Genomic DNA, 24,850 nt, shown 5'->3' with positions numbered 1-24,850 from the left:
TGTACGATTTGAATGATCAGTCAGAATCTACAAAACAAAAAGTAAGGCAGCAGTTCGGAAAAACAGCAGAAAAATATGTAACGAGCAGCACACATTCAACCGGAACGGATCTCGCTCTTATTCCCGAATGGCTGCAGCTTCCCGTTCATTCTGTTGTCCTTGATGTCGCAACCGGGGGCGGACATGTGTCAAAAACGCTGGCACCGCATGCCGCCCATATTTTCGCAACGGATCTAACCGTTGAGATGCTGGAAGCGGCTAAACGGCATTTGGATGGATCAGCCGACAATATCTTTTATGTCGCGGCGGATGCGGAATCGCTTCCTTTTTTATCAAACACGTTTGACGCTGTGACGTGCCGAATTGCCGCCCATCATTTTCCGAATCCGGAAAAATTCGTGGCAGAAGCTGCACGTGTTCTGAAACCTAGAGGCCGATTTCTCCTCATTGATAATATTGCGCCTGAAGATGAGGTATATGATAAATTCGTGAACCGGCTGGAAAAATTACGGGATGATAGTCATGTGCGCAGCTATTCCATTACAGAATGGAAAGAATGGTTCGATGCGGCTGGACTTGGTCTTGTAAAAGATGAAATCCGCAAAAAAACACTTGGCTATCCGGAATGGGTGAGCCGGACAACTTCTTCACAGAAACAAATAAAGCAAGTGGATGCTCACCTTCTTTCTGCTAATACAGCGGTAATGAACTATTTTTCTATTACAACAGAAAATGATGCCATTCTCTCATTTACGATCGATGAGTGGATGGTGCTTGCCACAAAAGCGGAATGATCAGAAGAAACCCGGATGTCAGCGGCAAGAGCTGACGGCCGGGTTATTTTTTACGGTATCTTCGCTCTGGACGGCCAATTGTTCCGTACATAATATCCACTTCAATCTCTTCTTTTGAAACCAGATATTCCAAATAACGTCTGACGGTAGAGTTACTCGCTCCGATGGCTTGCGCTGTCTCTTCCGCATTGATGCTTTCCGTTATTTTCTTCATCTGTGTGCGGACTTTTTTTAATGTATGTTTATCAATCCCCTTTGGCAGCTCATCCGGCTGTTCTTCTTTTTTCAAAGAATCACTTTGGCTTTTCATACCAAAAAAACGATTCACATCATTTTGCTCAACGGTCGCTGAATGAAATAATTTCTCTCTCGTTTCTTTATACTGCTCAAGTGTCGATAAAAACTGATCAATCATAATCGGTTTCATCATATAGCTGAATGCGCCGCCTCTGATGGCTTCACTTACCGTATGAACATCATTTGCGGCGGTAATCATAATAACATCCACACCGCGGACCTCCTTCCTGATTTCCCATAGTAAATCGGTGCCTCTCATATCTGGAAGAAAGACATCAAGTAAAATTAACTCCGGCGTAAACACATGTAATAAATCCAACGCTTGCTTTCCATTACTCGCGGAAGCCATGATTCGAAAACCTTCCAGATTTTGTATGAATTTTTTATAAATATTGATCGTTGTTTCATCATCTTCAATGATCATTACATTAATAATTTGCTCGGACATCTTGATCACTCCCTATTTGATTCTTTCGGTATCACAATGGTGAATTGTGCACCGCCTGAATTTGAAGCGGAAACATAAATTTCCCCATTCAGCTTCTGCAGCGTATTTTTTACAATAGCCAGTCCAAGCCCATGATTTTCTCCCTCTTTTGTTGTAAAACCTTCTTTAAAAATTTGCTCCTGATATTCTTCCGGAATACCGGGTCCATTGTCCTCAATGTCAAAAACAAGATCACTCCCAAAGTCAGTAAAGGAAACATTCACATGTGCCTGTGCTTCTTTTAAGCGGATCGCTGCTTCCATCGCATTGTCAATTACATTTCCCAAAATGGTGACGAATAGCTTTGTGTCAAAAGACGGCGGTATATAAGAAAGGTTGCTGTTTTCATCAATATCAAGCTGTACTTTTAATTCTTTAGAGCGGTGAATTTTTCCGAGCAGACATGCTGCGATAAATGGATCCTTGACAGAAGATGTTAAGAACACAACAGTATCTTGGCGCTCCTTCACTTCATCAGATATGAAGGATCTCGCTTCATCATATTGTCCTAATGTCATTAATCCATAAATTGTATTTAATTTATTTAAATACTCGTGATTTTGCGCACGAACATTATCGCTGATGCTTTTAATCACCGAAACTTCTTCCTCTATTTTTTCAATTTCCGAAACAGGGCGTATCGTTAAGACGGTGCCTCTTGTTTTCTCTTTCTCCAAAATAGGAGAACCGTCGACCATATAGAGTTGATGACCAAATAAAAACTTTTGATTCACCATACTCTTTTTTGATGTAATGACCGATTCCATCATATGGATAAGCCGGTCATTAATGATTTTTCCGTCGAGTTCAATTTGATCTTTCAGCAGTTCTCTTGCCCGTTTATTGATGGACGTCACTTGATAATGGTTGTTTACAGCCACAGTCGCATCCCGGATCGATTCGAGTGCCGCTTCTTTTTCTTTAAATAGAAAAGAAATTTCTTCCGGTTCCAGATTAAAAATCAGTTTCTTTACTCGTTTGGCAATAATGACTGCGCCAGTTACACCAAGGAGGCTGATAAAAAGGGAAAAGAAAAATAATTTAAATTGATATTCAGCAATTCTCTTCTTCGCTTCATTTGTTAAAAACCCGACCGACGATACACCAATAATCTCGCCATCATCGTTGTAAATAGGTGTTTTTGCTTTTATAGCCGAACCGGATATTCCTGTTCCTTCGTATATAACTGATTCTCCTTTATGTATAGACCGGCTGCTGCTCGTTCCCATCGTTTTTCCGATATTTTCTTCGATGTGATGTGAATACCGAATATTTTCTTTATTACCGATCACTACATAACCCGCACCGGTCGATTTTCGAATTTCTTCTGCAATAGGCTGAATTACGACGGACGGATTCGGATCATCAAACGCTTGAATAATTCTTTCTTTTTGAGCAGCCATTTTCGCAACGGTCATTGCTTGATTTCCAAGTGCTTCTTCTGTCATCTCATCGATCATCGAATAAAAGATAGCGCTTACAAACAAAACCGTAAAACAAACAACAATTGAAATAAGGCCAATCATTTGTGTAAGCAGCTTTGGTTTTTTAAATGTTTTTTTCATTCGTTTGACTCGCTTTCTAATTTCCTTCTAATGAGGCGATCAATCCTCGCTTGTCCTATCCTTATTAATTCTTCATACACTCCGCAATGTCAACATTATGTTCATTTTATTCATAAAAATTTATTGTTTAACCTTCTACAAAAAAGGGAAAAACCAAGTGTCTTTGTGTCTGTAACTATTAGTCTAGTGGAGGAAACCGTAATGAACAATGAACTACGTGTTCTTGGTGAAAAGCTGGTTGATCGAAAATATGAAATTGCCCGGAATATTTACAAAAATCGCCTTAAAACAGAAGGGATTTATGAAAAAGACGAATCGGACACACAAGAAGCACTGGAGTATCGGGCCAACTTTATTCAAATGTTTGGGGATATTCTTGTTGAACAGCCGAAAACAGATTTCGCCATGAAAAGGTTCAACCAATGGGGGAGGAAAACAGGAGAAATAGCCTGCAGCATGGATCTTCCAATGGATGAAGCACTTCGCACCACAAGTATGTTCCGCGCTGCTATATGGGACGCTTTAAAGCTTGAAGTAAAGCAGCAGCAAATGTCGGTAGATACAGTCTTTGAAATGATCGCCATTTTAGATCCCTTGCTGGATGAGGCTGTCTATGCCTTCAGCCTTTCTTATGTGCATTTTCATCAGGAAACGCTTGAGGAATCCAATCAGGCGTTTTTGGAGCTATCGGCACCAGTCGTTCCAATCACAAAAGGTGTGGCAGTGCTTCCTCTGATCGGCAGCATGAACACAGAACGGGCAAAATTTTTAATGGAAGAAGTGCTTCAAAAAGCGGCGCACTTGCAGCTTTCACATTTGCTTCTTGATTTGTCCGGTGTTGTCACCGTCGATACAATGGTCGCGGATCAAATTTTTAAAGTGATTAATGCGCTGTCCCTGCTTGGCGTTGAAGCTTCATTAATCGGGATTCGTCCGGAAGTGGCTCAAACGATGATCACAATCGGTATTAATATTGGTGAAATGGATGTAAAAGCAAATTTGGAGACCGCTTTAAAAGATTTACAGCAATCTTCTTATTTATTTTCATAATGAAAAGGCTTTGTCAAAAGACATTTACTTCTTTTGACAAAGCCTTTTTGCTATTCTTCTACAACGTTCTGAAGCTTTTTCATTATGCTTCAACTGGATCTTTCACTGCCGGCTTCATGTAGCAGTCGAGCGCTGCCTGAACCGCTTCCCCCCGATGAACCTGAACGCCGTGGCGAATCAAGGCTGCTTCTAATGCACCGAGCACCGCAAGCACATTTTCACGACGGCAGCTATAGCCCATCGTGCCGATCCGCCAAATTTTCCCGTGAAGCGGCCCGAATGAGCTGGCAATTTCAATGCCGAATTCCGTTAAAAGCATATTGCGGACGGAATCCGCTTCAACTCCCTCAGGCACCTTAATACACGTGACCGTCGGCAGTTTTACATCTCTCCTGCCAAATAATTCGAGACCCATTGCTTCGATTCCTGCCATAAGCGCTTTTTCATGAAAAACGTGGCGGGCAAATCGTTCTTCCAACCCTTCTTCAAGTAAAATCCGCAGCCCTTCACGAAGCGCGTACAGCATGGATGTTGCTTCTGTATGATGGTTCAGCCGGCGCGGCCCCCAATAGTCCTGAAGCATGCCGAGATCAAAATAATTACTGCGGATAAACGTTGTATTCTGCTGCTTCAGCTCTTCTTCTGTCGCGATGCCGCGCTCCACTTTTTTCCGGCTTGCGATTCGTCTTTCAATGCGGTCATTATATGTTAGCGGCGCCATGCCTGATGGAACGGACAAACATTTTTGTGTGCCGGCGATTAATCCGTCGATGCACCATTCGTCCACCCGTACATCTGTACCGCCAATTGATGCAACCGCATCCACAATAAACAGAACATCCATTTCACGGCACGCTTGTCCGATTTCTTTCAGCGGCTGCATACATCCGGTTGATGTTTCCGCATGAACCATTGCTACAATATCTGGTTTTGTTTCCGTTATTTTTTGAATGACCTCTGCCGGGTCAAAAACCGTGCCCCATTCTGCATACATTGCGTCTACTTCTGCACCGTACCGTTCACAAATTTCCATTAGTAAATGACCGAATCGTCCGTAAACTGGTACGAGTACGCGATCCCCCGGCCGGATCACACTTGCCAGCATTGCTTCAATGCCGGATCGTGACGTACCGTCTACTGGAAACGCCCATTTGTTTTCTGTTTTAAATAAGACTCTGAGCATCTCCATCACTTCATTCATTATGTGAGTAAATGCCGGATCAAACTGACCGACAATTGGGGTTGTCATTGCGCGCAGCACACGCGGGTCTACTTCCACCGGTCCAGGTGTCATGATTGTCCGAATGGGTGTGTTTAAATCTGTATACGTCATCTTGTTTTCCTCCTTACACATAAGCGAGGGCGTAAAGCTCGCCCATCAGCATTTGAATGCCTTTTTCAAGATCGTCCGGCTCCGTCCATTCATCAGGTGAATGGCTAATGCCATGTCGGCTCGGCACAAATAACAGCATTGTCGGGCAATATCCGCCAAACACTTGTGAATCGTGACCTGCCCCGCTAATCAATGTTTCATAAGAAAATCCTAAATGCTCCGCCTGCCGGGCAGCCGATTTCATCATTTCCTGGTCCAGCGCAACTGGCTTAACATTCATCCATTGATTGATACTCATCGTCATGCCCCGGCGATCAGCCCGTTTCTTAAATTCTTTTAATTTTTCTTCAAATTGATCTAAAATCTTCATGTCGTAATGACGGACATCGAGGCTGCATTCTACTTTACCCGCAACTACATTCGGCATGTTTGGCTTTGCGGTCACTTTTCCAACCGTTGCGACGAGTGATTCATCTATCGCTTCCGCTTCATCTGACAAAAATATGACCCACTCTGCCATAAGCCGCATCGCATCTTTCCGCATCAACATTGGGGTCGTGCCGGCGTGGTTGCTTTCACCTTTAAATTGAACCGTGTATCGGCGCTGGCCAACGATATGGCTGACCACACCGATCGACTTTTTCTTCCTTTCTAGCACGATACCCTGTTCTACATGAACCTCAACAAAGGCTTTCGGCTTTTTTGTTTCGATCGAGCGCGGCTTCAAGCCAAATCCCGCCGCTTCCATCGCCGCTTTTAGCGAAATACCGTCTGCATCATAAATATGCTCCGCCTCCTCTAATGAGTAACGTCCCGTGATCCAGCCAGATCCCCAAAACGTCAGTGGAAAACGACTCCCCTCTTCTTCCGCCAGTGAAACAACATCAATAGTCCGTTTAGGCGGACCATATTGTTCGTATAAACGCTGCATAGCCATTAAGCTTGCGACGATGCCATATGCGCCGTCAAACTGCCCGCCATCTTTTACTGTATCAATATGAGAGCCAGTTAAAATAACCGATTCTGGTTCATCAGTGCCAGTAAGACGTCCAAACAAGTTTCCAACTTCATCAAACCGGGCATCAAGTCCTTTTTGCTGCATGACGCTCTTTAACGCATGCTGGGCTTCACTCCAAGCTTCTGAATATAAAAGCCTTGTCACACCGCCGTTCGCTGTTGCACCAAACGACGCAAGCCACTTGATCATCTCATCTGCTGTTGGAAACTTATATTCTGCTTCTCGTACGGGAATACTCACACCTTTTCCTCCTGACTGACGTGCTGTCCTCTTATTTTTGGAAAAGAAAAGGCTGTCTCAAAAGCATGAGATAGCCTTTCTTTTTTTTGGTCACTGATCAATGGTGTTCCGGTAAAAATTCAGTGCTGAACATGTCACTTGTTTCAAAATCTTCTTCAAGCAGGCCAATATCAAGCAATTGGTTTTTCAGTGTATCCCAGCGTTCCTGTGTCATGTAGCCGATTCCATGCTCGGCGGCATCCATGCCGTACACATAGTCGTGCTGGGTTTCAGTTTCAAAGTTTAACGCTTCAAGCTCAATGTTCGGGTTTTCTTCGACAATAACTTCGTTGATTGTCCCCGCCGAATCTTCATATGACTCCCAGCCTTCTACATAAGAAGCAACGAATTTTTGGACCGTTTCTTTGTTGCTTTCCAAATAATCTTTTGTTACAAAGAGCACCACATTGTACGGGTCATAACCAGATTCTGACACGAGCAACGTTTCAACCGGCACATTTTCCTGTTCCATGAAAAACGGCTCGGATGTCAAGAAAGACTGTGTCACCGACGTTTTATTGTCGATGAAATTTACATGCTGGCCGTTGTAGCCAAGCTCGGTAACCTTGCTTAAATCGTATTTGCTTTTTAGAAAGTCCCAATATGTAATGCCCGGCTGGACAAAAACTTCCCGGCCGTTTAAATCTTCAAAGTCCTGAATGCCTTCACCTTTATGGAACATAAATGCCTGAGGGCTGCCTTGCATCGTTGCCGCTACTGCGACAAGATCAATGCCCTGATTGCGTGCAATCAGCATTTGATCCGCATGCGCAAGGCCAAACTGCGCATCACCAGCTGCGACGATCTGAATAGGCGATACTTGCGGTCCGCCCGGCTCTACCTCTACATTTAAGCCATTTTCTTCAAAAGCATTTTCTTCAACCGCACTGTACACGCCGCCGTGCTGAGATTTAGGAAACCAGTTTAAAACGAGCTTTACGTCTTCTGTTTTACTTTCAGTACTGGCTGTTTCACTTTCTGTATTCGACGCGTTTTCCCCTCCACATGCCGCGAGCATTAAACTCATCGCTAACATAGAGGCGAGTACCCCTTTTTGTTTCCACTTTACAATCTCCATTTCACTTCCTCCTCTATCTATCTCTTTATTTTTCTGATTTCATAGCCGATTCATGCCAGCTGCCAAGCATCATTTTTGAAAACAAGCTGATGAGCAGGTAAAAGCTGATGCCAAGAAGCGCTGCCGCAATCCCGCATGAAAATAAAAACGATGTTTTCACTTGAATGGCCGCGACCGTAATCGCATAACCAAGGCCGCCGTTTCCACCGCCTATGCCGGCTACATATTCACCAACAATTGCGCCGACAATCGATAGCGTACAAGAAATTTTTAATCCAGCCATAATATATGGCATCGCTGCAGGAATGCGCAGCTTCCACATTCTTTGCCACCTTGACGCGTTGTAAAGCGTGAAAAGCTCATCCATATTTTTATCAGCAGAATTAAGGCCCATTAACGTGTTCGAAATAACTGGGAAAAAGCCGATCAGAAAGGAAATAACGACGATCGAGTTAAAGCCGGCACCAAACCAGATGACGACAATCGGCGCTACCGCCACGACCGGGATCGTCTGTAAAATAATCGCATATGGATAAATGCTTCGCTCTAATATTTTTGAGCTGGCCAAAAGAACGGAAACGCCAATGCCAATGACAGCACTTAGTAAAAAGCCGATGACCGATTCAAAAATGGTAATGCGGATCGCTTCCGCGAGCAGTGCCCAGTCCGAAACTGTGGCTTCCCATACATCGGTCGGTTTCGGCAAAATGTAATGCGGAAGCCCAAGCACTACCGGAATAAGCTGCCATAAAGAGATAAATAAAACGAATGCGACAATCGGTCCAAGGTACATTTCTTTAAAGGTAGAAGCAACTGGTTTTTTCTTTTTTCCTGCTTCTGCTAAAGCTGTTTGCTGCTTCGTCATTTCCACTTCTGACATCGCCATTTATACAGTCTCCTTCCGCTGTTCATGATTTTCAAGGCTGGCTGATGCAATGCCGACATATTTTGAAAAAGCCGGATCTGTTCTCATACCCGGTTCACGTGGATAGGGAAGGTTCACATCAATAACGGATGACAGTCTTCCCGGCCGTGCGGACATAACAGCAATTTTAGAAGATAAAAAGACGGCTTCATACACGTTATGGGTAACGAATAGAACAGTCATTTTTTCTTTTTCCCATATGTCGAGCAGCTCCATTTGAAGTGTCTGCCGGGTAATTTCATCCAGTGCCGCAAACGGTTCATCCATAAGCAGAAGCTTCGGCTTAGCCGCCAGTGCCCGTGCAATGGACACGCGCATTCTCATTCCGCCGGACAGCTGTCTCGGATATGATTTCAAATGGTCTTTTAATCCGACCATTTCAAGCACCTTCACCGCGGCTTCTTTTTTTTCTTTTTTATTACCTCCCCGAAGTTCGAGCGGCAATAGGACATTATCGAGTACACTGCGCCACGGAAGCAGGTTTGCATCCTGGAAAACAAATGCAATGTCATTTGTATTTTTAATAAGGTCTTCTGGTGTGTTCCCGAAAACAGTTACGTCTCCTGTCGTTGGCGATCCGAGCCCGGCCACCATTCGCAGCGCAGTGGATTTGCCGCAGCCGGACGGTCCGAGAAAGCTGATAAACTCTCCTTCCTCAACTGGAAAATCAAAATGATTAAGAGCAATCGTGCCTGTGTTATACATTTTGCTGACATTTTGAAAATAAACTGCCTGCTTTTGTTCTATTGTCACGTCGATCTCTCCTCCCGACTAATTCTTCCTTCAGAACGACATTCTTCGTCTATGTGATATCTACTAACATCATAGTAGGGATAAAGCTGAACCTCAATATGCATTATCACTAAAAATTGTTTAGATTATTAGTGATAAAAGAGAAAAAAGACTTAATCCTTATAAGATTAAGTCTTTTTTCGTTAGATTATCTGACAACGTTTTATTTTGAACTGGCACACTGCACGGATCGGATGATACCGCCATACCCGGTACAGCGGCAAAGGTTGCCTGAGAGAGCTTCTTGAATAGCCTGTCGATCGGGTTCAGGATTCGAGTCAAGTAAACACTTTGCCGCCATGACCATCCCCGGTGTGCAGTAGCCGCATTGAAAGCCCCCCTCCTCAAGAAATGCCTTTTGAATAGGATGCACCTCGTCTTGATCTGAGAGCCCTTCGATTGTTATCACAGAGGCTCCTTCAAGCTGGTAAGCCAAAAGCAGGCATGAAACCGCTAATTTCCCATTCACTAAGATTGAACAGGCTCCACAGCGACCAATGCCGCATGAAATTTTTGTTCCGGTTTGATCGAGCTCGCCGCGGATCAAGTCAACCGCTCTCATAACGGGTGAGACGTTCAGTTGAATGTGCTCACCATTTAATAAAAAAGAAACCGATACCGTCTCAGTTCCCCCCGCTGTTTGATGATTGGCTTCCATGCAGGACACCCCTTTCTTCCGTTGACTTCAACACGGTCTCCGGCTTGACCGGCAGCTGGCTGACCCGCAATCCGACCGCATCATAAATGGCATTGGCGATCGCCGGCGCTACAGCTATGGTACCAATTTCACCGACACCACGCGGACCATAATCATCTTCTGCCGGCAGCGATTCGACCGCCTTCACCTGTAAGTTAAAGGGCACATCCTTAATCCCCGGAATTAAATAGGAATCCAGGTTTTCTGTCACGTAATGACCATCTGCCATTATCACATCTTCCATCAGCGTATAACCGAGCGCCATAACACCGCCACCCTCGATTTGTCCTAGATAGCCCATTTCATTTACAACTGGACCGGCAGAGAGCGATTGATGCAGTTCCGTCACATTTATCCTGCCTGTTAACAGATCCACCTCCACCTGCGCAACAACACCACTGTACGTGTATAAAAAATGAGCGGAATCTATCGGGTCCGGCGAAACCGGAAAATCAAACTGAGTCGAGATAACAATCGGCGCCTGCTCAGACGCAAGCTCTCGGAATGACAGCCTGCATTCACCGTTTTCCCAAATACCACCTGGACCGATTGAAAGCTGCCCTTCTTTCGTTCCGGTTTTCCGCGCCGCCCGAGTCAGCAGTTTCTGCAAAAATGGCTTTTTCAATCGCTGCAGTGAATGCCAGACCATACTCGTTCCACGTGATGCAGTTGTTGACCCGGATGATGGCACAAGCGATGTATCGCCGATCATAATTGAAATGTCTTCTTTTGCGCATCCAAGCTGCTCTGTCGTAATCGTTTCAATGACGGCAAGAATGCCCTGTCCTGCTTCTTCAAATCCAAATGAAATTTCAATTTTTCCGTCTTCTTTCAGCGACAACCGCCCGCCGGCAGGGTCCATCCGGCCGAATCCGAGCCCGCCGCCATGCATCGTGATCGCCATGCCAGTGCCGGTCCGCTTCCATCGATCCTGATTTTGTGATGACGGTTTTTTCTCGGCATATACAGCAGCTGCTGATTGAAGCACGTCTAAAGCACCGTTTGTTTCGGCAATCTGCTGGCCGAGCGGTCCAAGATCATGTTCCCTTCGAATGTTAAGACGTCTCATCTCCACACTATCCATTCCAATTGCAGCGGCCAGCCGATCGATTTGTCCTTCAAGGGCAAATGTAACTTGATTGCCTCCAAATCCACGGAATTCCCCGGAAACGCCGTTATTTGTAAAAACAGAAATACCCTTTGTATCTACTGCCGGAATCATGTATGGACCGGATGTGTGCTCGACCGCGAAATCCAAAATGGCCGGTCCAAGTGTTGCATAGGCACCGGTATCAGCCACAATCGTTGTTTGATGAGCGCGTAGCCTGCCATCTTGATCGATGCCGGTTTTCATCGTAATCTTCATCGGATGACGTTTAATGCTTGAGCGTATCGATTCCTGTCTCGTTTGATGGATTTTCACCGGTTTTCCTGTCGAAAGCGCGAGCAACGCGCCGTATGGCTGGATGTTCAGTTCGTCTTTCCCACCGAATGAGCCGCCCATCGGACTTGATACGACGCGAATATGTTCTTCAGGCATCCCTAAAATTCTGGCAAGCTGAAACCGGTCTTTAAAGCCGTGCTGCGTGCCGACGTAAACAGTAAGACTGCCGTCTTTTTCCGGCACAATCACTCCGCCTTCCGTTTCCATATACGCATGCAGCTGGCGTGGCACATGATAGGTTTCTTCTACAATTGCCGCACATTTTGCAAATTCTGATTCGATGTCCCCTTTTTGAAAACCGGCACGGTGAAGAACATTGCCGTTCGGATGAAGAAGCGGTGCCCCTTCTTCCAATGCTTTTTCTGGACTGTCCAGAACAGGAAGTGGTGCATATTGAACATGAATCAGCTCAAGCGCCCGTGTGGCAGTCTCAACAGAATCCGCCGCGACAGCTGCCACCGCATCTCCGACATAGCGTACGATATCTTTGCACAACACTGGCTGATCTGGTGTCACGATGCCAAAACCGTTTAAGCCGGGCACATCTTTATGGGTAATAACCGCCTGTACGCCAGGGAGCTGTCTCGCTTTATCTGTAGAAATTGAAAGAATACGGGCATGAGGATAAGGACTTCTTAAAATTTTGCCGTACAGCATATTCGAAAAGGCAAGATCAGTTAAATACTTCAGCCGCCCCGTCACTTTCTCTTTGCCGTCCGGCCGGATTTTTTTTGCCATTACTATGCTCCCTTCTCCGGTTTTACCGGACAGATTGCAGTTCCGTTAAAAGTAGATTCGCGGCCACTGTCCGGCGGTAATTCGCTGACGCAAACACATCGCCAATCAATGCCGACTCTTCTTTTATTTTGATAGAAAGCGCCGACAACAAATCATCCGTCAGCTGTTTTCCGACCAGCATTTCTTCACATCCCCTTAAACGCCGCGGCGTGTTCACCCCGCCGCCCGCCACAATCCGGATCGACCTGATCACGTTTTGGTCCGCCATCTCCATATACATTGCGACAGTGACAATCGATGGAATAAACGTTTCTCTGCGGCCGATTTTGCGAAAAAAGCAATGCCCCTTTACCAGAGAAGGGATCGTAATGTCGGTCAAAATTGCTCCTTCTTCCAGGCTCTCCTGTCTGTTCACATAATCAGACAGCCATTCAGACCGAATGCCATTTTCGCAAAACCAGGAAAGCCGCGCGTCCATCGCCAGCAAAATCGGGATGGCATCACCGATTCCATACAGGATATTGCCGCCAATCGTGCCTCGATTTCGCACAGCTGGTGATGCAATTGTGCCGATCGCTTCCGATAAGGACGGACACATTTTTTTCACCAGCAGATGCGTCCGGCACGTTTCCAGATCGGTCAGTGCCCCAATTCGAATCGATCCATCTACCGTTTCTTCAATATCCGCCAGTTCACGGAGTTGTTCCAGACTGATTAAATGAGGGGGAAACACAACCCCTTGTTCCCGCTGCATTTGCATGAGCGTTCCGCCAGCGATAAACTGGGACACGCCATCAAGTTCTTTCTTTAACGACCAGGCTTCTTCCAAACTCCCGGGCTGCCAGACGGACGTCGGCACCGGCATTGACACATCCATCCCATCCCCTCCTCACTACTTGTTCGTAATCATGCTTTGTATCAATATCAAAAAAAGGACGTGCCATTTCAACATCTATCATCATGCCTTTGTGTGCAAAAGACGGCTGCTTCAGCAAACTTCCTGCTCCCCGATCCCCCTGCAGCCCTTGCAGCACCGGGAAAAGACGGCTCGAAAAAAGAACAGGCGGACGGGGCGTTCCGTCAAAACGCGATGCCACAAATGACGCACCCTTTTCTTTATAAGTATCTATCACCTGATCAATCAATCGGGAACCCGCAAACGGCTGATCTGCCAGCAGAATGACAGCTGCCTGTGCACCCATTTCTTCTGCCGCTTTTAAGCCGGCAGCCAGTGAATGCGCCTGTCCACGAAACGCGTCTTCGCACGCTGCTTGTGACCAGTTTTCTTTTTTGAAAAAAGCGGGGTGAATCCATCGAGCTTCGTCTTCTTTTTTCTGAACAATAATGACATGGTCGAGCGTTGATGAGAGCGCCGACTTCAGTGATGCACTGCCAATTGTTGTGTCGCCGAGCGGCAGTGCCAGTTTATTTGTTCCCATCCGGCGGCTGTTGCCGGCCGCAAGCAAGATGCCGATAACCGGACCACTCATAAACAAGCCGCTTCTTTCAAGGGAACAGAATGGCTTACTCCAATAAGCTGGGCCACAATACTGATCGCAATTTCCTCCGCTCCCTGCGCCTGAATGGACAGCCCGGCGGGTGATGTAATACCCTGAGGAAGAGGATCCAATCCGAACAGGCGGGCTGTTCTTTTTTTAGAACCGAGCACACCGAGATACAGTAGTTCTTTATCTTTTAAAACATGGATTAACTCTTGATCCCGCTTAAAATTGTGCGTCATGATCACTACACAATCGTTTGGTTTTAGTTCCATCCTGTCGATCACTTCATATGGAAAACCGATAACATGTTTTTCAGCGGCCGGAAAATGAGCTGCAGTACAAAAAGCCGGACGCCAATCGGAAACAGTGACAGAAAACCCGGCACCCGCCGCGAACGAAACGAGCGGCCGTGCATCCGGTCCCGCCCCGAAAACAACAAGCCTCCGCTTCGGACGAATCCGGTGTACGTATACGTCACTGCCCAGCGCTTTGCTGAAAAACATGCCCCGCTCAATCACCCGACAGTCATCAGGGACGCCGCCTTCCCAGCACCCAAACGGTTCACCTTCATCCGGAATGAATAAATAACCTGAACGGGCGCCCCCCTTTTTCAACATTAATACAGACCGGCCGGCCCGAAGCGCTTTTTTCAATTGAAGCAAATGCGCCACGTATGCCTCGCTTAACTTTTCCGTCCACACGTGGATGACTCCGTTGCAGCCGGATCCTTCTCCCCACGACAGCTGATCTTCATCACGCATGTCATAGACAAATTCCCTATACGGCTCATCGCTTTCTCTCAGCCGTTCGGATAAATCTTCCTCCAGACAGCCGGCACTCAGCAGGCCGACTTGTGTTCCATCCGCTTTAAACAGCATCGCCGCGCCTTCTTTTTTATACGCGGATCCCGTGACTTTAACGACTGCCGCCAGTACTCCACCAACAGAAGATGAGTCAATGGCATCCAACAAATCATGAATGTCTTCCATATTGATTCCTCCATCCAAATTCACTGTGCGAAAAAAGGGCGCTGATTTAAAAAATCATTGCCCTTTTTGTCAGCTTCCTCTATATACTTGATAACCCCATGGCGAGATGAGAAGCGGAATATGATAATGCGCTTCGGCAGCCGACAGACTGACTCGCACTGATACACGGTTTAAAAAAGGCGGATCAACAATATTGGTTTCTTTTTGATGAAAATAATCGCCAATGTAATACAACAGCTCGTATTCGCCTTCCTGGAATTCGTCTGCGGAAACGAGTGGTTCATCTACCCGGCCATCCCGATTTGTAACAGATTGCACGATTTTTTTCTTTTCCGTTTCGTTTTCAAAAAAGTAGACCTCCACGGCGACACCTGCTGCCGGCTGCCCGTGAGTTAAATCCAAAATATGCGTCGTTAATGCAGGCATTTACTCGGCTCCTCTTCTGTGACGATGTCTGTTATTCGAAAATAAGCAATATTGAATACTTCATTTAAAGCGATGTCAAATTCAGTATCCTTATCATTTTGTAAACGCAATTCCATCTGACGATAAATGTCTTCTTTCGTTTTGCCGCGCACAGCGATAATAAAAGGAAAAGCGAATTTTTTTGTATAGGCCTTATTCAGCATCGAAAATTGGTCGAACTCGTTTTTTGTAAGTGACGTCAATCCCGCACCGGTCTGTTCTTTTACCGATGCATCGGTCATCTTTATTTTCGCTCCAAGGTTCGGGTGGTTTCTCAGCAAGGCCAGCTGATCAGAAACAGCCGACTCCTGTACAATCGATGCCATTTTTTCATACAAAGACTTTACCGAATGAAAAGGACGATCACGCACAGCCTGTTCTGCCACCCAGAGCGAATGCTCAAATACTCCACCAAAATGCTGAACGAAGGAAACTTTCTTCATTTGATTTACAGACTGTATCGTCAGCAATTTCCCACACCCTTTTTATAACTTTATTGTGTAATAACACGTAACATAATATGAGTTTACAAGGAAAAACATACTCTGTCATTAGTTATAATTACTAAAAAATTAATTTATTTCTGCTTTTTTTCACAAAACCGACTCATTTTATGTTATATAATATAACATAAGTTATTTTACGGAGGGATTTTAGTGAAATTAAAAACACTGCTCGCTCAACCTCCTTTTCACGACATTAAGCTTGCTGCTGGTGAAAGAGGCGTTTTAAACGATATTACGAACGTTACAATGATGGATGCCCCCGATATTCTCCCTTATTTAAAACCGAATGATTTACTTGTGACAACCGGCTATCATGTAAAAGATGAGCCAGACGAGCTTGTTCGCCTCATTGGACAAATGGCACAAAAAAACTGCGCGGCGCTCTTCATTAAAACGAAACGTTTTTTCGGTCAACTTCCGTCAGAAGCTGTTCTCCTCGCGGATGACCTTGGATTTCCAATCGTTGAAATCCCCGAAAATTGGTCACTCGGCGAAACTGTGAACCAAATGCTCAATATCATTCTCGATAAGCGAACAAGTGAATTACGGGGCGCTATTGATACGCATAAACTGTTTTCAGGCCACATTATGAGCGGAAAAGGGTTAAATGTTCTGCTGGCAAACTTAACAGAACTCACCGGACACAGTGCCTTTTTATGCACCGCTTACTTTTCGCCAATTGCCGGCGATGATTCATTAGCCGAAGTGCTTTCTCCATTTAAAAAATGGGCGTCCCAGCACGGTTCCTTTTTATCGCCGAGTTCTACTTTTACGGCGTTTAGCACACTGTCCCCAAAAAAAGACTACACGCTGTTTCCTGTTTATACGCATGAGAAAAAAGCGGCATTGCTCCTGCTGGAAGGACCAATTTATCCGACAGAGCATGTAAAGCTGTTAACCATTGAGCAGGCATTGAACGTCATTTCATTTGAACTTTTAAAGGAAGATGCCGTTAAGCAGTTTACACGCCGGATACGCAATGAATTCTTCTCAAACTTTTTAGATGATGCGTTTTCAAGCGAGGAAGAAGCTGTCAGCCGGGCGAAGGAATTCGACTTGCCGCTGAAGCAAAAATACATTTGCGCCGCCGGGCGGATAGATGCGCCAGAAGAAGAATGGTCGTATTACACGAACCAAAAAGAGCTGGATGAAATTTATTATTTTTTCGAAAAGGAATTGCATACGATGGACGTACCTTGCCATTTGTTCACGAAAGGCGAAACATTGATCCTGCTTTTAAAAGTACCGGATCATGTTAAAGACACTCACTCGTTTACTGCTTCTTTTTTAAAAAAGCTGCAAACTCGCATGAGCCGTGAGCATAAAATGACAATGTCATTTGGCGTCAGCCACCTGTGCTCCTCGCTTTTATTCGTTCGTCAAGGCTACAAAGAAGCACGTGATGCGTTAAAAACAAACCGACTGTCGAGCGGACCTTCTTCCGTCCACTTCCATCGGACAAAAGACGTGAGCGAACTGCTGCGGCTGCTTCCAGCGAAAGACTTAACACAGTTTTACAAGCATACTGTCCAGCAGCTAAAGCTCGGTAATTTAGAAGAAGAGAAATCGCTGCTTGATACACTGTTTGTTTATATGGAAAGCCATTGTCACATTTCCGAAACCGCCAAGCGGCTGTTTGTACACCGGAATACCGTCGTCTACAGACTGGAAAAGTGCGAAGAACTGCTCGGCACTTCACTGAAAGACCCTGACTTTTCCCTGCAAATCCGTCTCGCTTTGCGCATCAAGCACTTACTGAATACGTAAAAAAGAAGCCCGGGGAACGACCCCCTAGGCTTCTTTCATATATAGTAATAATAGCGTTCATCCGTTTTTTCTTTATTGGGAGAACATTGAATTCCGGTACGCCGGACAATTATGGCATTTAGCGCCAGCCTTAACTGATCGTCAGTTAATTCATCCATTAAATGGATCGGGGCTGTTGCTTTCACGTCACTTAAAAACTGAAGTGCCAGTGTCAAAAGCGCATCATCGCCATTCGTTAAATCGCGGTCCATCAACGTATCCGGCCATAAAAAACGACCGTCCTTTAAACTAATATACGGGCTGATCTTTTTTCGCAGCTTCCGGTCTCCTGTAATTAAAAATACGAAAGCAAGCTTAGAACGATCTGCCCGCTGCATAACAGGCATTGAGGCCTGCGCCAGCTCAAAACGGCTTTTATGCTGTTCGTTTAAAAACTGTACATTCATAATGCAGCCTCCTCATGATTATCGTTATCCTTATTTAATCATGACTTTAGATTACTGGCAGAATTTGCGTGAGATTTTCTAACAGATAAGTTGCATCCCGTCTCATAACTTCATATGATCAGCTTATACTTTTCGTATATCCTTAACGATACGGGTTAATGGTCTCTACTCGGAACCGTAAATTCCTGGCTACGAAAAAATCAGTGCCATTGCTGATTTTTTCGTAGTCTTTTTATAATGAATTGGAGGAATGAAGATGGGCAGCTTACTCATTAAAAACGCACAAATTGTGACGATGAATGCAAAAGAAGAAATCATCAGAGGAGATCTTCTTATTAATGAAGACCGAATAGAATCCGTCGGTCCTTCTCTTAATGAGGCAATCGCCGACCGTGTCATTGACGCATCCGGGCGGACCGTGATCCCCGGGTTTATTCAGACACATATCCACTTATGTCAAACGCTGTTTCGCGGAAAAGGGGATGACCTTGAACTGATGGACTGGCTAAAAGAGCGGATTTGGCCGCTTGAAGCATCCCATGATGAAGAATCTATTTACTATTCGGCTATGCTTGGCATCGGGGAACTGCTGCAAAGCGGTACGACAACCATTGTCGATATGGAAACAGTCAATCATACCGACTTCGCGTTTCGCGCCATTGCCCAAAGCGGGATCCGTGCATTATCCGGCAAGGTGATGATGGACAAAGGCAATGAAGTGCCAATCGGACTGCAGGAAAAAACGGCGGAGTCCATTCAGAAAAGTGTCGATTTACTGGAAAAATGGCATATGTATGACAGCGGCCGCATCCAATATGCGTTTTCACCGCGATTTGTGGTTTCTTGTACAGAAGAACTGTTAAGAGAAGTGCAGAAGCTCTCCACACACTACAACGTAAAAGTACACACCCACGCTTCTGAAAACAAAGGAGAAATTGCGATCGTTGAGCAGGAAACCGGTATGCGCAACGTCGTCTATCTCGATCACCTCGGCCTTGCGAACGAGCGGCTCATTTTAGCCCACTGCATTTGGCTGGATGAACAGGAAAAACGAATCATTAAAGAGCGCGGCGTCCACGTCAGTCATTGTCCGGGCTCGAACTTAAAGCTCGCTTCCGGCATCGCCGACGTGCCGGATCTGCTTGATGCCGGCTCATCGGTCAGTTTAGGTGCGGACGGGGCTCCATGCAATAATAACTTGGATATGTTTAATGAAATGCGACTCGCCGCTCTTATTCAAAAGCCGATTCATGGCCCAACGAGCATGAATGCCCGCACCGTTTTTAAAATGGCGACAATTGGCGGCGCCCGTGCTGTCGGGATGGATCACGAAATCGGCAGCATTGAAATCGGTAAAAAAGCGGACCTGGCGATTTTAAATTTAAACCATTTCCATACATTTCCTTCCTATGACATCGATCCAATTTCACGTATCGTGTATTCCGCTACACGCGCAGATGTGGAAACGACCGTTGTCAATGGCCAGATCGTGATGGAAAACAATATCATGAAAACGATTGACAAAGAAACCGTATTGAAAGAAGCAGATGCATCGATTAAACGACTGCTCAGCCGGACGGCCATTGTCAGTTAAACTATCCTCAAAAAAGGCGGTTCCATCAAAACATATTTGTTTTTGACAGGATCGCCTTTTCTTTATCCAAGAAGTTTTTCATTTTGAATTGACTGTTAGTTTTCCTCCCGAATCCAGACGATCATTTCACCCGGTTCACGATTACACCATGCAAAATAAGGAATCGCTTTGATTGAAACGTCTACAGACTCTTGTTTTATCGGCTGATACAAAACATTTTCCCATGAGGCATCGTTCGCACTCGTGCGAACTCCATTTCCTTCAATTACGACAACTCCATCCAACAAATCCGGTTTGAACACCGGATTTAATTCTGAATTTTCCGATATTTTAATTGTTGATAGCTGTTTCCCATTATCTGCTTCTTCCAGGCAATAAACGACTGGACCACGCTGCAGGGCTACTTTCCCCGCATTTTCTTTTACTTTTGGATTTGCACGAATTTTTTCAACTGGCATCGGAAAAACAAGTTCAATTTGATCACCTTGTTTCCAAGAACGAGTAAGATGTACATAGCCTTTTTTCAATAACGTCGAATACTCTACTTTTTCGCCGTTTAACAGGATTTGCGCGTTTTTCGACCAGCCTGGAATCCGGAGCGCTATTGTGAAGCTTTTTTCCTGCTCTGGCGTAACAGTTATCGACACCTTTTCATCCCACGGATAGCTCGTTTGTTGATCAATCACAACGTTTTGTCCGTTTAGCTGCACGTCCGCTTTATTCCCTGCATACAAATGCACATACAGCTCATCTTGCCGGACTGTGTACAAATAATGTCCGACTGACGAAATTAAACGGGCCAAATTCGGCGGGCAGCATGCACAGCTGAACCACTTCTGTCTGACAGGCTTTACATGATGATGATCCTGGCGATGTTCGCACACTTCCGGCTGAACCTCCAGCGGATTTACATAGAAAAATTTCTTTCCGTCCAAGTCCATTCCACTTATTGTTCCGTTGTACAGCGCTCTTTCCATGACATCTGCATATTTTGCATCCGCTTGTAAGTTGAGCATCCGCTTCGCCCAAAACACCAGTCCGATCGAAGCACACGTTTCCGTGTACGCTGTATCATTCGGTAAATCATAGTCTGTTGAAAAGGCTTCGCCAAATTCCATCGACCCTACACCAGCCGTCACATACATTTGTTTTGTCGTGACATTTTCCCATAGATCTTCACACACTTTTTTCAGTTCATCGTCATTTGATTTTAATGCAAGATCCGCCATTGCTGTGTACATGTACATAGCACGCACCGCATGACCCGTCGCTTTTTTCTGTTCTCTGACCGGCACATGCGCTTGGTGATAGCCATAGCTGTCATTCCAAAAAAACGGATGATCATCTTGCTTTTTTTCCTTTTCTAAATCAAAAAAGTGTGGCTGATGTCCTCTTTCATCAATGAAATAGCTGCTTAAGTTCAAGTATTTTTTATTGTCGGTTGCCTCATATAGTTTCACAAGCGCAAGCTCAATTTCCTGATGGCCATCGTACCCGCGTATTTTTCCTTCTTCTTTGCCGAACACTTCGTCAATATAGTCTGCAAACCGGCACATCATATCAAGAAATGTCCGCTTGCCTGTAGCATAATAATACGCAACAGCGGCTTCGATCATATGACCGGCGCAATAAAGTTCATGCTGATCACGTAAGTTACTCCACCGTCCTTCTGGTTCTTTAATCGTAAAATACGTATTAATATATCCGTCTTCCTGCTGCGCACGGCCAATTAAATCAATTACTTCATCAATTGCCTGTTCAAGTCCCGCGTCCGACGCATTTTCCAAGCTAAACGCTGCAGCTTCAATCCATTTAGCCACATCGCTGTCTTGAAAAACAAATCCATGAAATTCGCCTGTTTCATCACCTGCCGCAATCTTAAAATTTTCAATCGCGCGGCTTGGCACTGCGTCCGGAATTCTGTCATTTAACGCTTCCCATTGATATGGAATTACTTCATGCCGAACGATATCCATGTATCGTTTCCAAAACGAATCGGTCACTTGAACATTCACATTGTTTTTCATTTTTGTATGCGTCATTCTTCACCCTCCATTTACATGCCCTTTGCACCATCTTCAATCATCAAATAAAACTGACTTTTCCTTTCCTTCCCCTTTTTATTTTTAAAGCGCTTACAATGTTTATCTTGTTTAAAGAATAGCATATTGATAAAATCAAAATCAGTACATGAAACCGCATAATTGGTGGACAAAACTGACTAACTTATCAATTCAGATTAAAAAGGGTGACGGATGATGTTAAAAGAATATTTGCACGCTTCCCTTCAGCAGCCTGTTGTGTTTACACTCGGTGGTAAGTTCATTACCGAGGTCCCTTGGACACATATGAAGCGCTCGATTGGGGATTATGAAATGATTATCGGCCTTCATGGAACGCTTTATATTCAATGCGAATCCACTACATTTGAAGTGAATCCGGGTGATTTATTGATTTTGCCTCCGCATAAAGTTCATCAAGGATATAAAGAATGCCCGCCCGGAACATCTTTTTACTGGTTTCATTTTTTATTTTCTGACGAAAGCGATCCCTTTGTTATGAATGAGCTCGAAGTAGATCAGCACGTAAAGGCCATTCAATCAAAACCGGAGCTGTATCAGAATGAATCAGCTGTCTTTCTGCCTTTCTTTTCCGCTCCACATCAATCAGACCGATTGACCATTTTGTTCAACCAGCTGCTCGATGTAGCAAATGCCCATTATTACCACAGCCGCGCCGTTGATTATTTGGCGACTTCTGTACTGATCGAACTGTCGGAACAAACGATTAAGAACTTTCATCTTGCGTCCGATCAAAAAAATTCTGATAAAAAAATGGCTTCGATTTTAGAATGGATTCGTTTAAATTCACTTGAAAAGCTGTCGACAGGGAAAATCGCCGAGCAATTTAACTACAACCGTGATTACTTATGCCGCTTTTTCAAAAAAGAAACCGGCTTGACGGTGCATGAATATATTCATATGTTGAAATTATCAAAAGCAAAGGATTTACTGACAATGTCGAATGAAAGCGTCGGAAATATCGCGAGGACCATTGGCATTCAGGACGAACGGTATTTTATGAGGCTGTTCAAGCAATATGAAAAACTGACCCCGTCTAAATATAGGAAAGCCTATCATCGTATTCCTCTTAACAAAGAGTAACCGTTTTAGGGCGATAAATCGTATTTTCGGGCGGTTTCCATGCGGTTTGAGGCGACAAAATGATTTACCGCCCCAAACATGATTTATTCCGCCCCTATTTTCATTTTACCGGCCCTGCACACAAAAAAACGGCTCAAACAGTGAATGTTTAAGCCGTTTTAAATCACACTTTATAAACACGTGTTTCATAAGGATGTAAAATGAGTTCACCCGGCGGATTTTCTTCCGGCACCTTGTAGTTATGAAGTATTAAGTTAGCAAACTTATACGTGATGCCGTCCATTTTTTTTACAGGCACCGGCTGATCAGACAAGTTGCTGAGCACGATCACTTTTTCATTGCCAAGCGTCCGCGTATATGCAAACAAGCGTGTATCTTCTTCTAGCACTTCATCGTATATGCCATACGTGAAAACTTCATTTGCTTTTTTCATTTTGATCATCTTTTTATAAAAGTTCAAAATCGAGCCTTCGCTTTGCAGCTGGGCTTCGACGTTAATGCTCTTATAATTTTCATTTAATTTAATCCACGGCCTGCCTGTTGTGAAGCCAGCATTTTCTTCCTTGGACCATTGCATCGGTGTGCGTGAGTTGTCACGGCTTGAATGCCAGATAATCTCCATCATTTCCTCGTGATTAATACCGGCACCGATCCCAAGACGGTACATGTTTTTCGTCCGGACGTCATTGTAATCGTCAATATCTTCGTATTTCACATTCGTCATGCCGATTTCCTGCCCTTGATAAATAAACGGTGTCCCCTGCATTAAGAAGTAGACTGCCGCAAAGGATGTCGCACTTTCACACCAGTACTCCTGGTCATTTCCCCATGTGGAGACGACACGCGCTTTGTCATGATTTTCAATAAACAGCGCATTCCAGCCTTTATTTTGGAGCGCTTTTTGCCACTTGGTCATCACTTTTTTATAGCCGGGAATGTCGAGTCCCGTTTTCGTTTCCGCATTCCACAGTTCAAGGTGTTCAAACTGGAAAATCATGTTGAACTTCCCTTTTTCCTCGTCTACCCATTCATCGACTTCATCCGCTGTTACACCATTTGCTTCGCCAACCGTCATAATGTCGTATTTCGCAAATGTTTCAGTTTTCAGTTCTTCCAGAAGCGGCTGAATGCCTTTTACGTTCATATGGTGGTCAAATGACGGCACATATTTAAGTTCCTTTGGATTCGGCATATCAATTAGACCTTCAACCTTTTTAATATGGCTGATTGCATCCACACGGAAACCGTCGATGCCTTTATCTAGCCACCAATTAACGGTTTCGTATAGCGCCTGACGCACTTCCGGGTTCTCCCAGTTTAAATCCGGCTGCTTTTTCGAGAACAGGTGCAGGAAAAACTGCTCGGTCGTCTGGTCATATTCCCACGCCGAGTCGCCGAAGATACTTTCCCAGTTGTTCGGCTCCGCGCCGTTTTTTCCGTCACGCCAAATGTACCAATCACGTTTTGGATTGTCTTTTGATGAGCGTGATTCAATAAACCACGGATGCTCATCGCTCGTATGGTTGATCACAAGATCGAGGATCAGTTTCATTCCACGTTCATGAACACCTTGCAGGAGTTCGTCAAAATCGGCCATCGTCCCGAATTCATCCATAATTTCTTTGTAATCACTAATGTCATAGCCATTGTCATCGTTCGGCGATTCAAACATCGGGCAAATCCAAATAACGTCGATACCAAGATCCTTTAAGTAATCAAGTTTCGCGATCACCCCTTGAATATCCCCAATACCGTCTCCATTTGAATCCAAAAAGCTGCGCGGATAAATTTGATACGCCACCGCTTCTTTCCACCATACTTTACTCATAAGACGTCCCCCGAATCTTCTAGAATATTTTCTACGTGTATTTTAGCACGGATGCAAAAAAAGAATGCGAAGGCTGAAAGTTTCTCGCATGA

Annotated in this window: 22 protein-coding genes and 1 riboswitch; of the genes, 5 read left to right on the top strand and 17 right to left on the bottom strand. The window is 44.8% G+C overall.

Annotation, left to right across the window (positions count from 1 at the left end; genetic code table 11):
• Nucleotides 1–8: 8 nt before the first annotated feature.
• Nucleotides 9–794 (top strand): class I SAM-dependent methyltransferase, encoded by a 786-nt coding sequence (locus tag VQ00_RS14030; protein WP_046180746.1) that lies wholly within the window; start codon nt 9–11, stop codon nt 792–794.
• A gap of 43 nt (nt 795–837) precedes the next feature.
• Here the strand turns inward: VQ00_RS14030 and VQ00_RS14025 are convergent, their stop codons facing one another.
• Together VQ00_RS14025 and VQ00_RS14020 are read right to left on the bottom strand one after the other, a co-directional pair.
• Nucleotides 838–1,539, bottom strand: coding sequence for a response regulator (locus VQ00_RS14025; RefSeq protein WP_046180745.1), 702 nt, complete (start codon nt 1,537–1,539; stop codon nt 838–840).
• 5 nt (nt 1,540–1,544) lie between these two features.
• Nucleotides 1,545–3,143 carry an ATP-binding protein gene (locus VQ00_RS14020; RefSeq protein WP_046180744.1) on the bottom strand — a complete coding sequence of 533 codons (1,599 nt, stop codon included), beginning with the start codon at nt 3,141–3,143 and terminating at the stop codon, nt 1,545–1,547.
• A 201-nt stretch (nt 3,144–3,344) separates the two neighbouring features.
• On the opposite strand from VQ00_RS14020, the gene VQ00_RS14015 reads away from it, so the two are divergent.
• Nucleotides 3,345–4,193 carry an STAS domain-containing protein gene (locus VQ00_RS14015; protein ID WP_046180743.1) on the top strand — a complete coding sequence of 283 codons (849 nt, stop codon included), beginning with the start codon at nt 3,345–3,347 and terminating at the stop codon, nt 4,191–4,193.
• A gap of 82 nt (nt 4,194–4,275) precedes the next feature.
• On the opposite strand, the gene VQ00_RS14010 is transcribed toward VQ00_RS14015, so the two are convergent.
• From VQ00_RS14010 to uraD, 12 genes are all read right to left on the bottom strand, one after another.
• Complete coding sequence (locus VQ00_RS14010) at nt 4,276–5,526, bottom strand: pyridoxal-phosphate-dependent aminotransferase family protein (RefSeq protein WP_046180742.1); 1,251 nt, start codon at nt 5,524–5,526, stop codon at nt 4,276–4,278.
• Between the two features lie 13 nt (nt 5,527–5,539).
• The gene (gene allC / locus VQ00_RS14005) at nt 5,540–6,784 is read right to left on the bottom strand and encodes an allantoate deiminase (RefSeq protein WP_245618120.1); all 1,245 of its coding nucleotides are present in this window, start codon (nt 6,782–6,784) and stop codon (nt 5,540–5,542) included.
• A gap of 97 nt (nt 6,785–6,881) precedes the next feature.
• Nucleotides 6,882–7,901: an ABC transporter substrate-binding protein gene (locus VQ00_RS14000; protein ID WP_046180741.1), complete on the bottom strand. Its 1,020-nt coding sequence runs from the start codon at nt 7,899–7,901 to the stop codon at nt 6,882–6,884.
• Between the two features lie 25 nt (nt 7,902–7,926).
• Nucleotides 7,927–8,781 (bottom strand): ABC transporter permease, encoded by an 855-nt coding sequence (locus VQ00_RS13995; protein ID WP_046180841.1) that lies wholly within the window; start codon nt 8,779–8,781, stop codon nt 7,927–7,929.
• Between the two features lie 6 nt (nt 8,782–8,787).
• Nucleotides 8,788–9,579: an ABC transporter ATP-binding protein gene (locus VQ00_RS13990; protein ID WP_245618119.1), complete on the bottom strand. Its 792-nt coding sequence runs from the start codon at nt 9,577–9,579 to the stop codon at nt 8,788–8,790.
• A 202-nt stretch (nt 9,580–9,781) separates the two neighbouring features.
• A complete protein-coding gene (locus tag VQ00_RS13985; protein ID WP_046180740.1) occupies nt 9,782–10,276 on the bottom strand; it encodes a (2Fe-2S)-binding protein in 495 nt (164 codons plus the stop codon).
• Nucleotides 10,242–12,497, bottom strand: coding sequence for a xanthine dehydrogenase subunit D (gene pucD / locus VQ00_RS13980; RefSeq protein ID WP_046180739.1), 2,256 nt, complete (start codon nt 12,495–12,497; stop codon nt 10,242–10,244). The genes VQ00_RS13985 and pucD overlap by 35 nt, the downstream gene beginning before the upstream one ends.
• 22 nt (nt 12,498–12,519) lie before the next feature.
• Nucleotides 12,520–13,374, bottom strand: coding sequence for an FAD binding domain-containing protein (locus tag VQ00_RS13975; protein ID WP_046180738.1), 855 nt, complete (start codon nt 13,372–13,374; stop codon nt 12,520–12,522).
• Nucleotides 13,292–13,987 (bottom strand): NTP transferase domain-containing protein, encoded by a 696-nt coding sequence (locus tag VQ00_RS13970; RefSeq protein WP_052728551.1) that lies wholly within the window; start codon nt 13,985–13,987, stop codon nt 13,292–13,294. The genes VQ00_RS13975 and VQ00_RS13970 overlap by 83 nt, the downstream gene beginning before the upstream one ends.
• Nucleotides 13,984–14,988 (bottom strand): XdhC family protein, encoded by a 1,005-nt coding sequence (locus VQ00_RS13965; protein WP_046180737.1) that lies wholly within the window; start codon nt 14,986–14,988, stop codon nt 13,984–13,986. Before VQ00_RS13965 ends, VQ00_RS13970 begins: the two co-directional genes overlap by 4 nt.
• A 69-nt stretch (nt 14,989–15,057) precedes the next feature.
• A complete protein-coding gene (uraH, locus tag VQ00_RS13960) occupies nt 15,058–15,414 on the bottom strand; it encodes a hydroxyisourate hydrolase (protein WP_046180736.1) in 357 nt (118 codons plus the stop codon).
• Nucleotides 15,402–15,923 carry a 2-oxo-4-hydroxy-4-carboxy-5-ureidoimidazoline decarboxylase gene (uraD, locus tag VQ00_RS13955; protein ID WP_245618118.1) on the bottom strand — a complete coding sequence of 174 codons (522 nt, stop codon included), beginning with the start codon at nt 15,921–15,923 and terminating at the stop codon, nt 15,402–15,404. Before uraD ends, uraH begins: the two co-directional genes overlap by 13 nt.
• 186 nt (nt 15,924–16,109) lie before the next feature.
• On the opposite strand from uraD, the gene VQ00_RS13950 reads away from it, so the two are divergent.
• Complete coding sequence (locus VQ00_RS13950; RefSeq protein WP_046180735.1) at nt 16,110–17,726, top strand: PucR family transcriptional regulator; 1,617 nt, start codon at nt 16,110–16,112, stop codon at nt 17,724–17,726.
• Nucleotides 17,727–17,761: 35 nt separating this feature from the next.
• Here VQ00_RS13950 and VQ00_RS13945 read toward each other — a convergent pair whose 3' ends face one another.
• On the bottom strand, nt 17,762–18,172 hold the full coding sequence (locus VQ00_RS13945; RefSeq protein ID WP_046180734.1) for a hypothetical protein: 411 nt from the start codon (nt 18,170–18,172) through the stop codon (nt 17,762–17,764).
• A gap of 112 nt (nt 18,173–18,284) precedes the next feature.
• A riboswitch (purine riboswitch) is annotated at nt 18,285–18,384 on the top strand.
• Nucleotides 18,385–18,428: 44 nt separating this feature from the next.
• On the opposite strand from VQ00_RS13945, the gene VQ00_RS13940 reads away from it, so the two are divergent.
• The gene (locus VQ00_RS13940) at nt 18,429–19,766 is read left to right on the top strand and encodes a 5'-deoxyadenosine deaminase (protein ID WP_046180733.1); all 1,338 of its coding nucleotides are present in this window, start codon (nt 18,429–18,431) and stop codon (nt 19,764–19,766) included.
• A 95-nt stretch (nt 19,767–19,861) separates the two neighbouring features.
• On the opposite strand, the gene VQ00_RS13935 is transcribed toward VQ00_RS13940, so the two are convergent.
• A complete protein-coding gene (locus VQ00_RS13935) occupies nt 19,862–21,808 on the bottom strand; it encodes a glycoside hydrolase family 127 protein (protein ID WP_245618117.1) in 1,947 nt (648 codons plus the stop codon).
• A 213-nt stretch (nt 21,809–22,021) separates the two neighbouring features.
• Between VQ00_RS13935 and VQ00_RS13930 the strand changes: the two genes are divergently transcribed.
• Nucleotides 22,022–22,930, top strand: a complete 909-nt coding sequence (locus tag VQ00_RS13930) for an AraC family transcriptional regulator (protein ID WP_052728549.1) — start codon at nt 22,022–22,024, stop codon at nt 22,928–22,930.
• A 163-nt stretch (nt 22,931–23,093) separates the two neighbouring features.
• Here the strand turns inward: VQ00_RS13930 and VQ00_RS13925 are convergent, their stop codons facing one another.
• Nucleotides 23,094–24,758 (bottom strand): glycoside hydrolase family 13 protein, encoded by a 1,665-nt coding sequence (locus VQ00_RS13925; protein ID WP_046180732.1) that lies wholly within the window; start codon nt 24,756–24,758, stop codon nt 23,094–23,096.
• Nucleotides 24,759–24,850: the final 92 nt, after the last annotated feature.

Source organism: Domibacillus tundrae, assembly GCF_000970675.1.
In the GTDB taxonomy this organism is placed as follows: domain Bacteria; phylum Bacillota; class Bacilli; order Bacillales; family Domibacillaceae; genus Domibacillus; species Domibacillus tundrae.
Note: the sequence above shows the minus strand (reverse complement) of the source record. Positions and strands in the feature narration are given on the sequence as shown.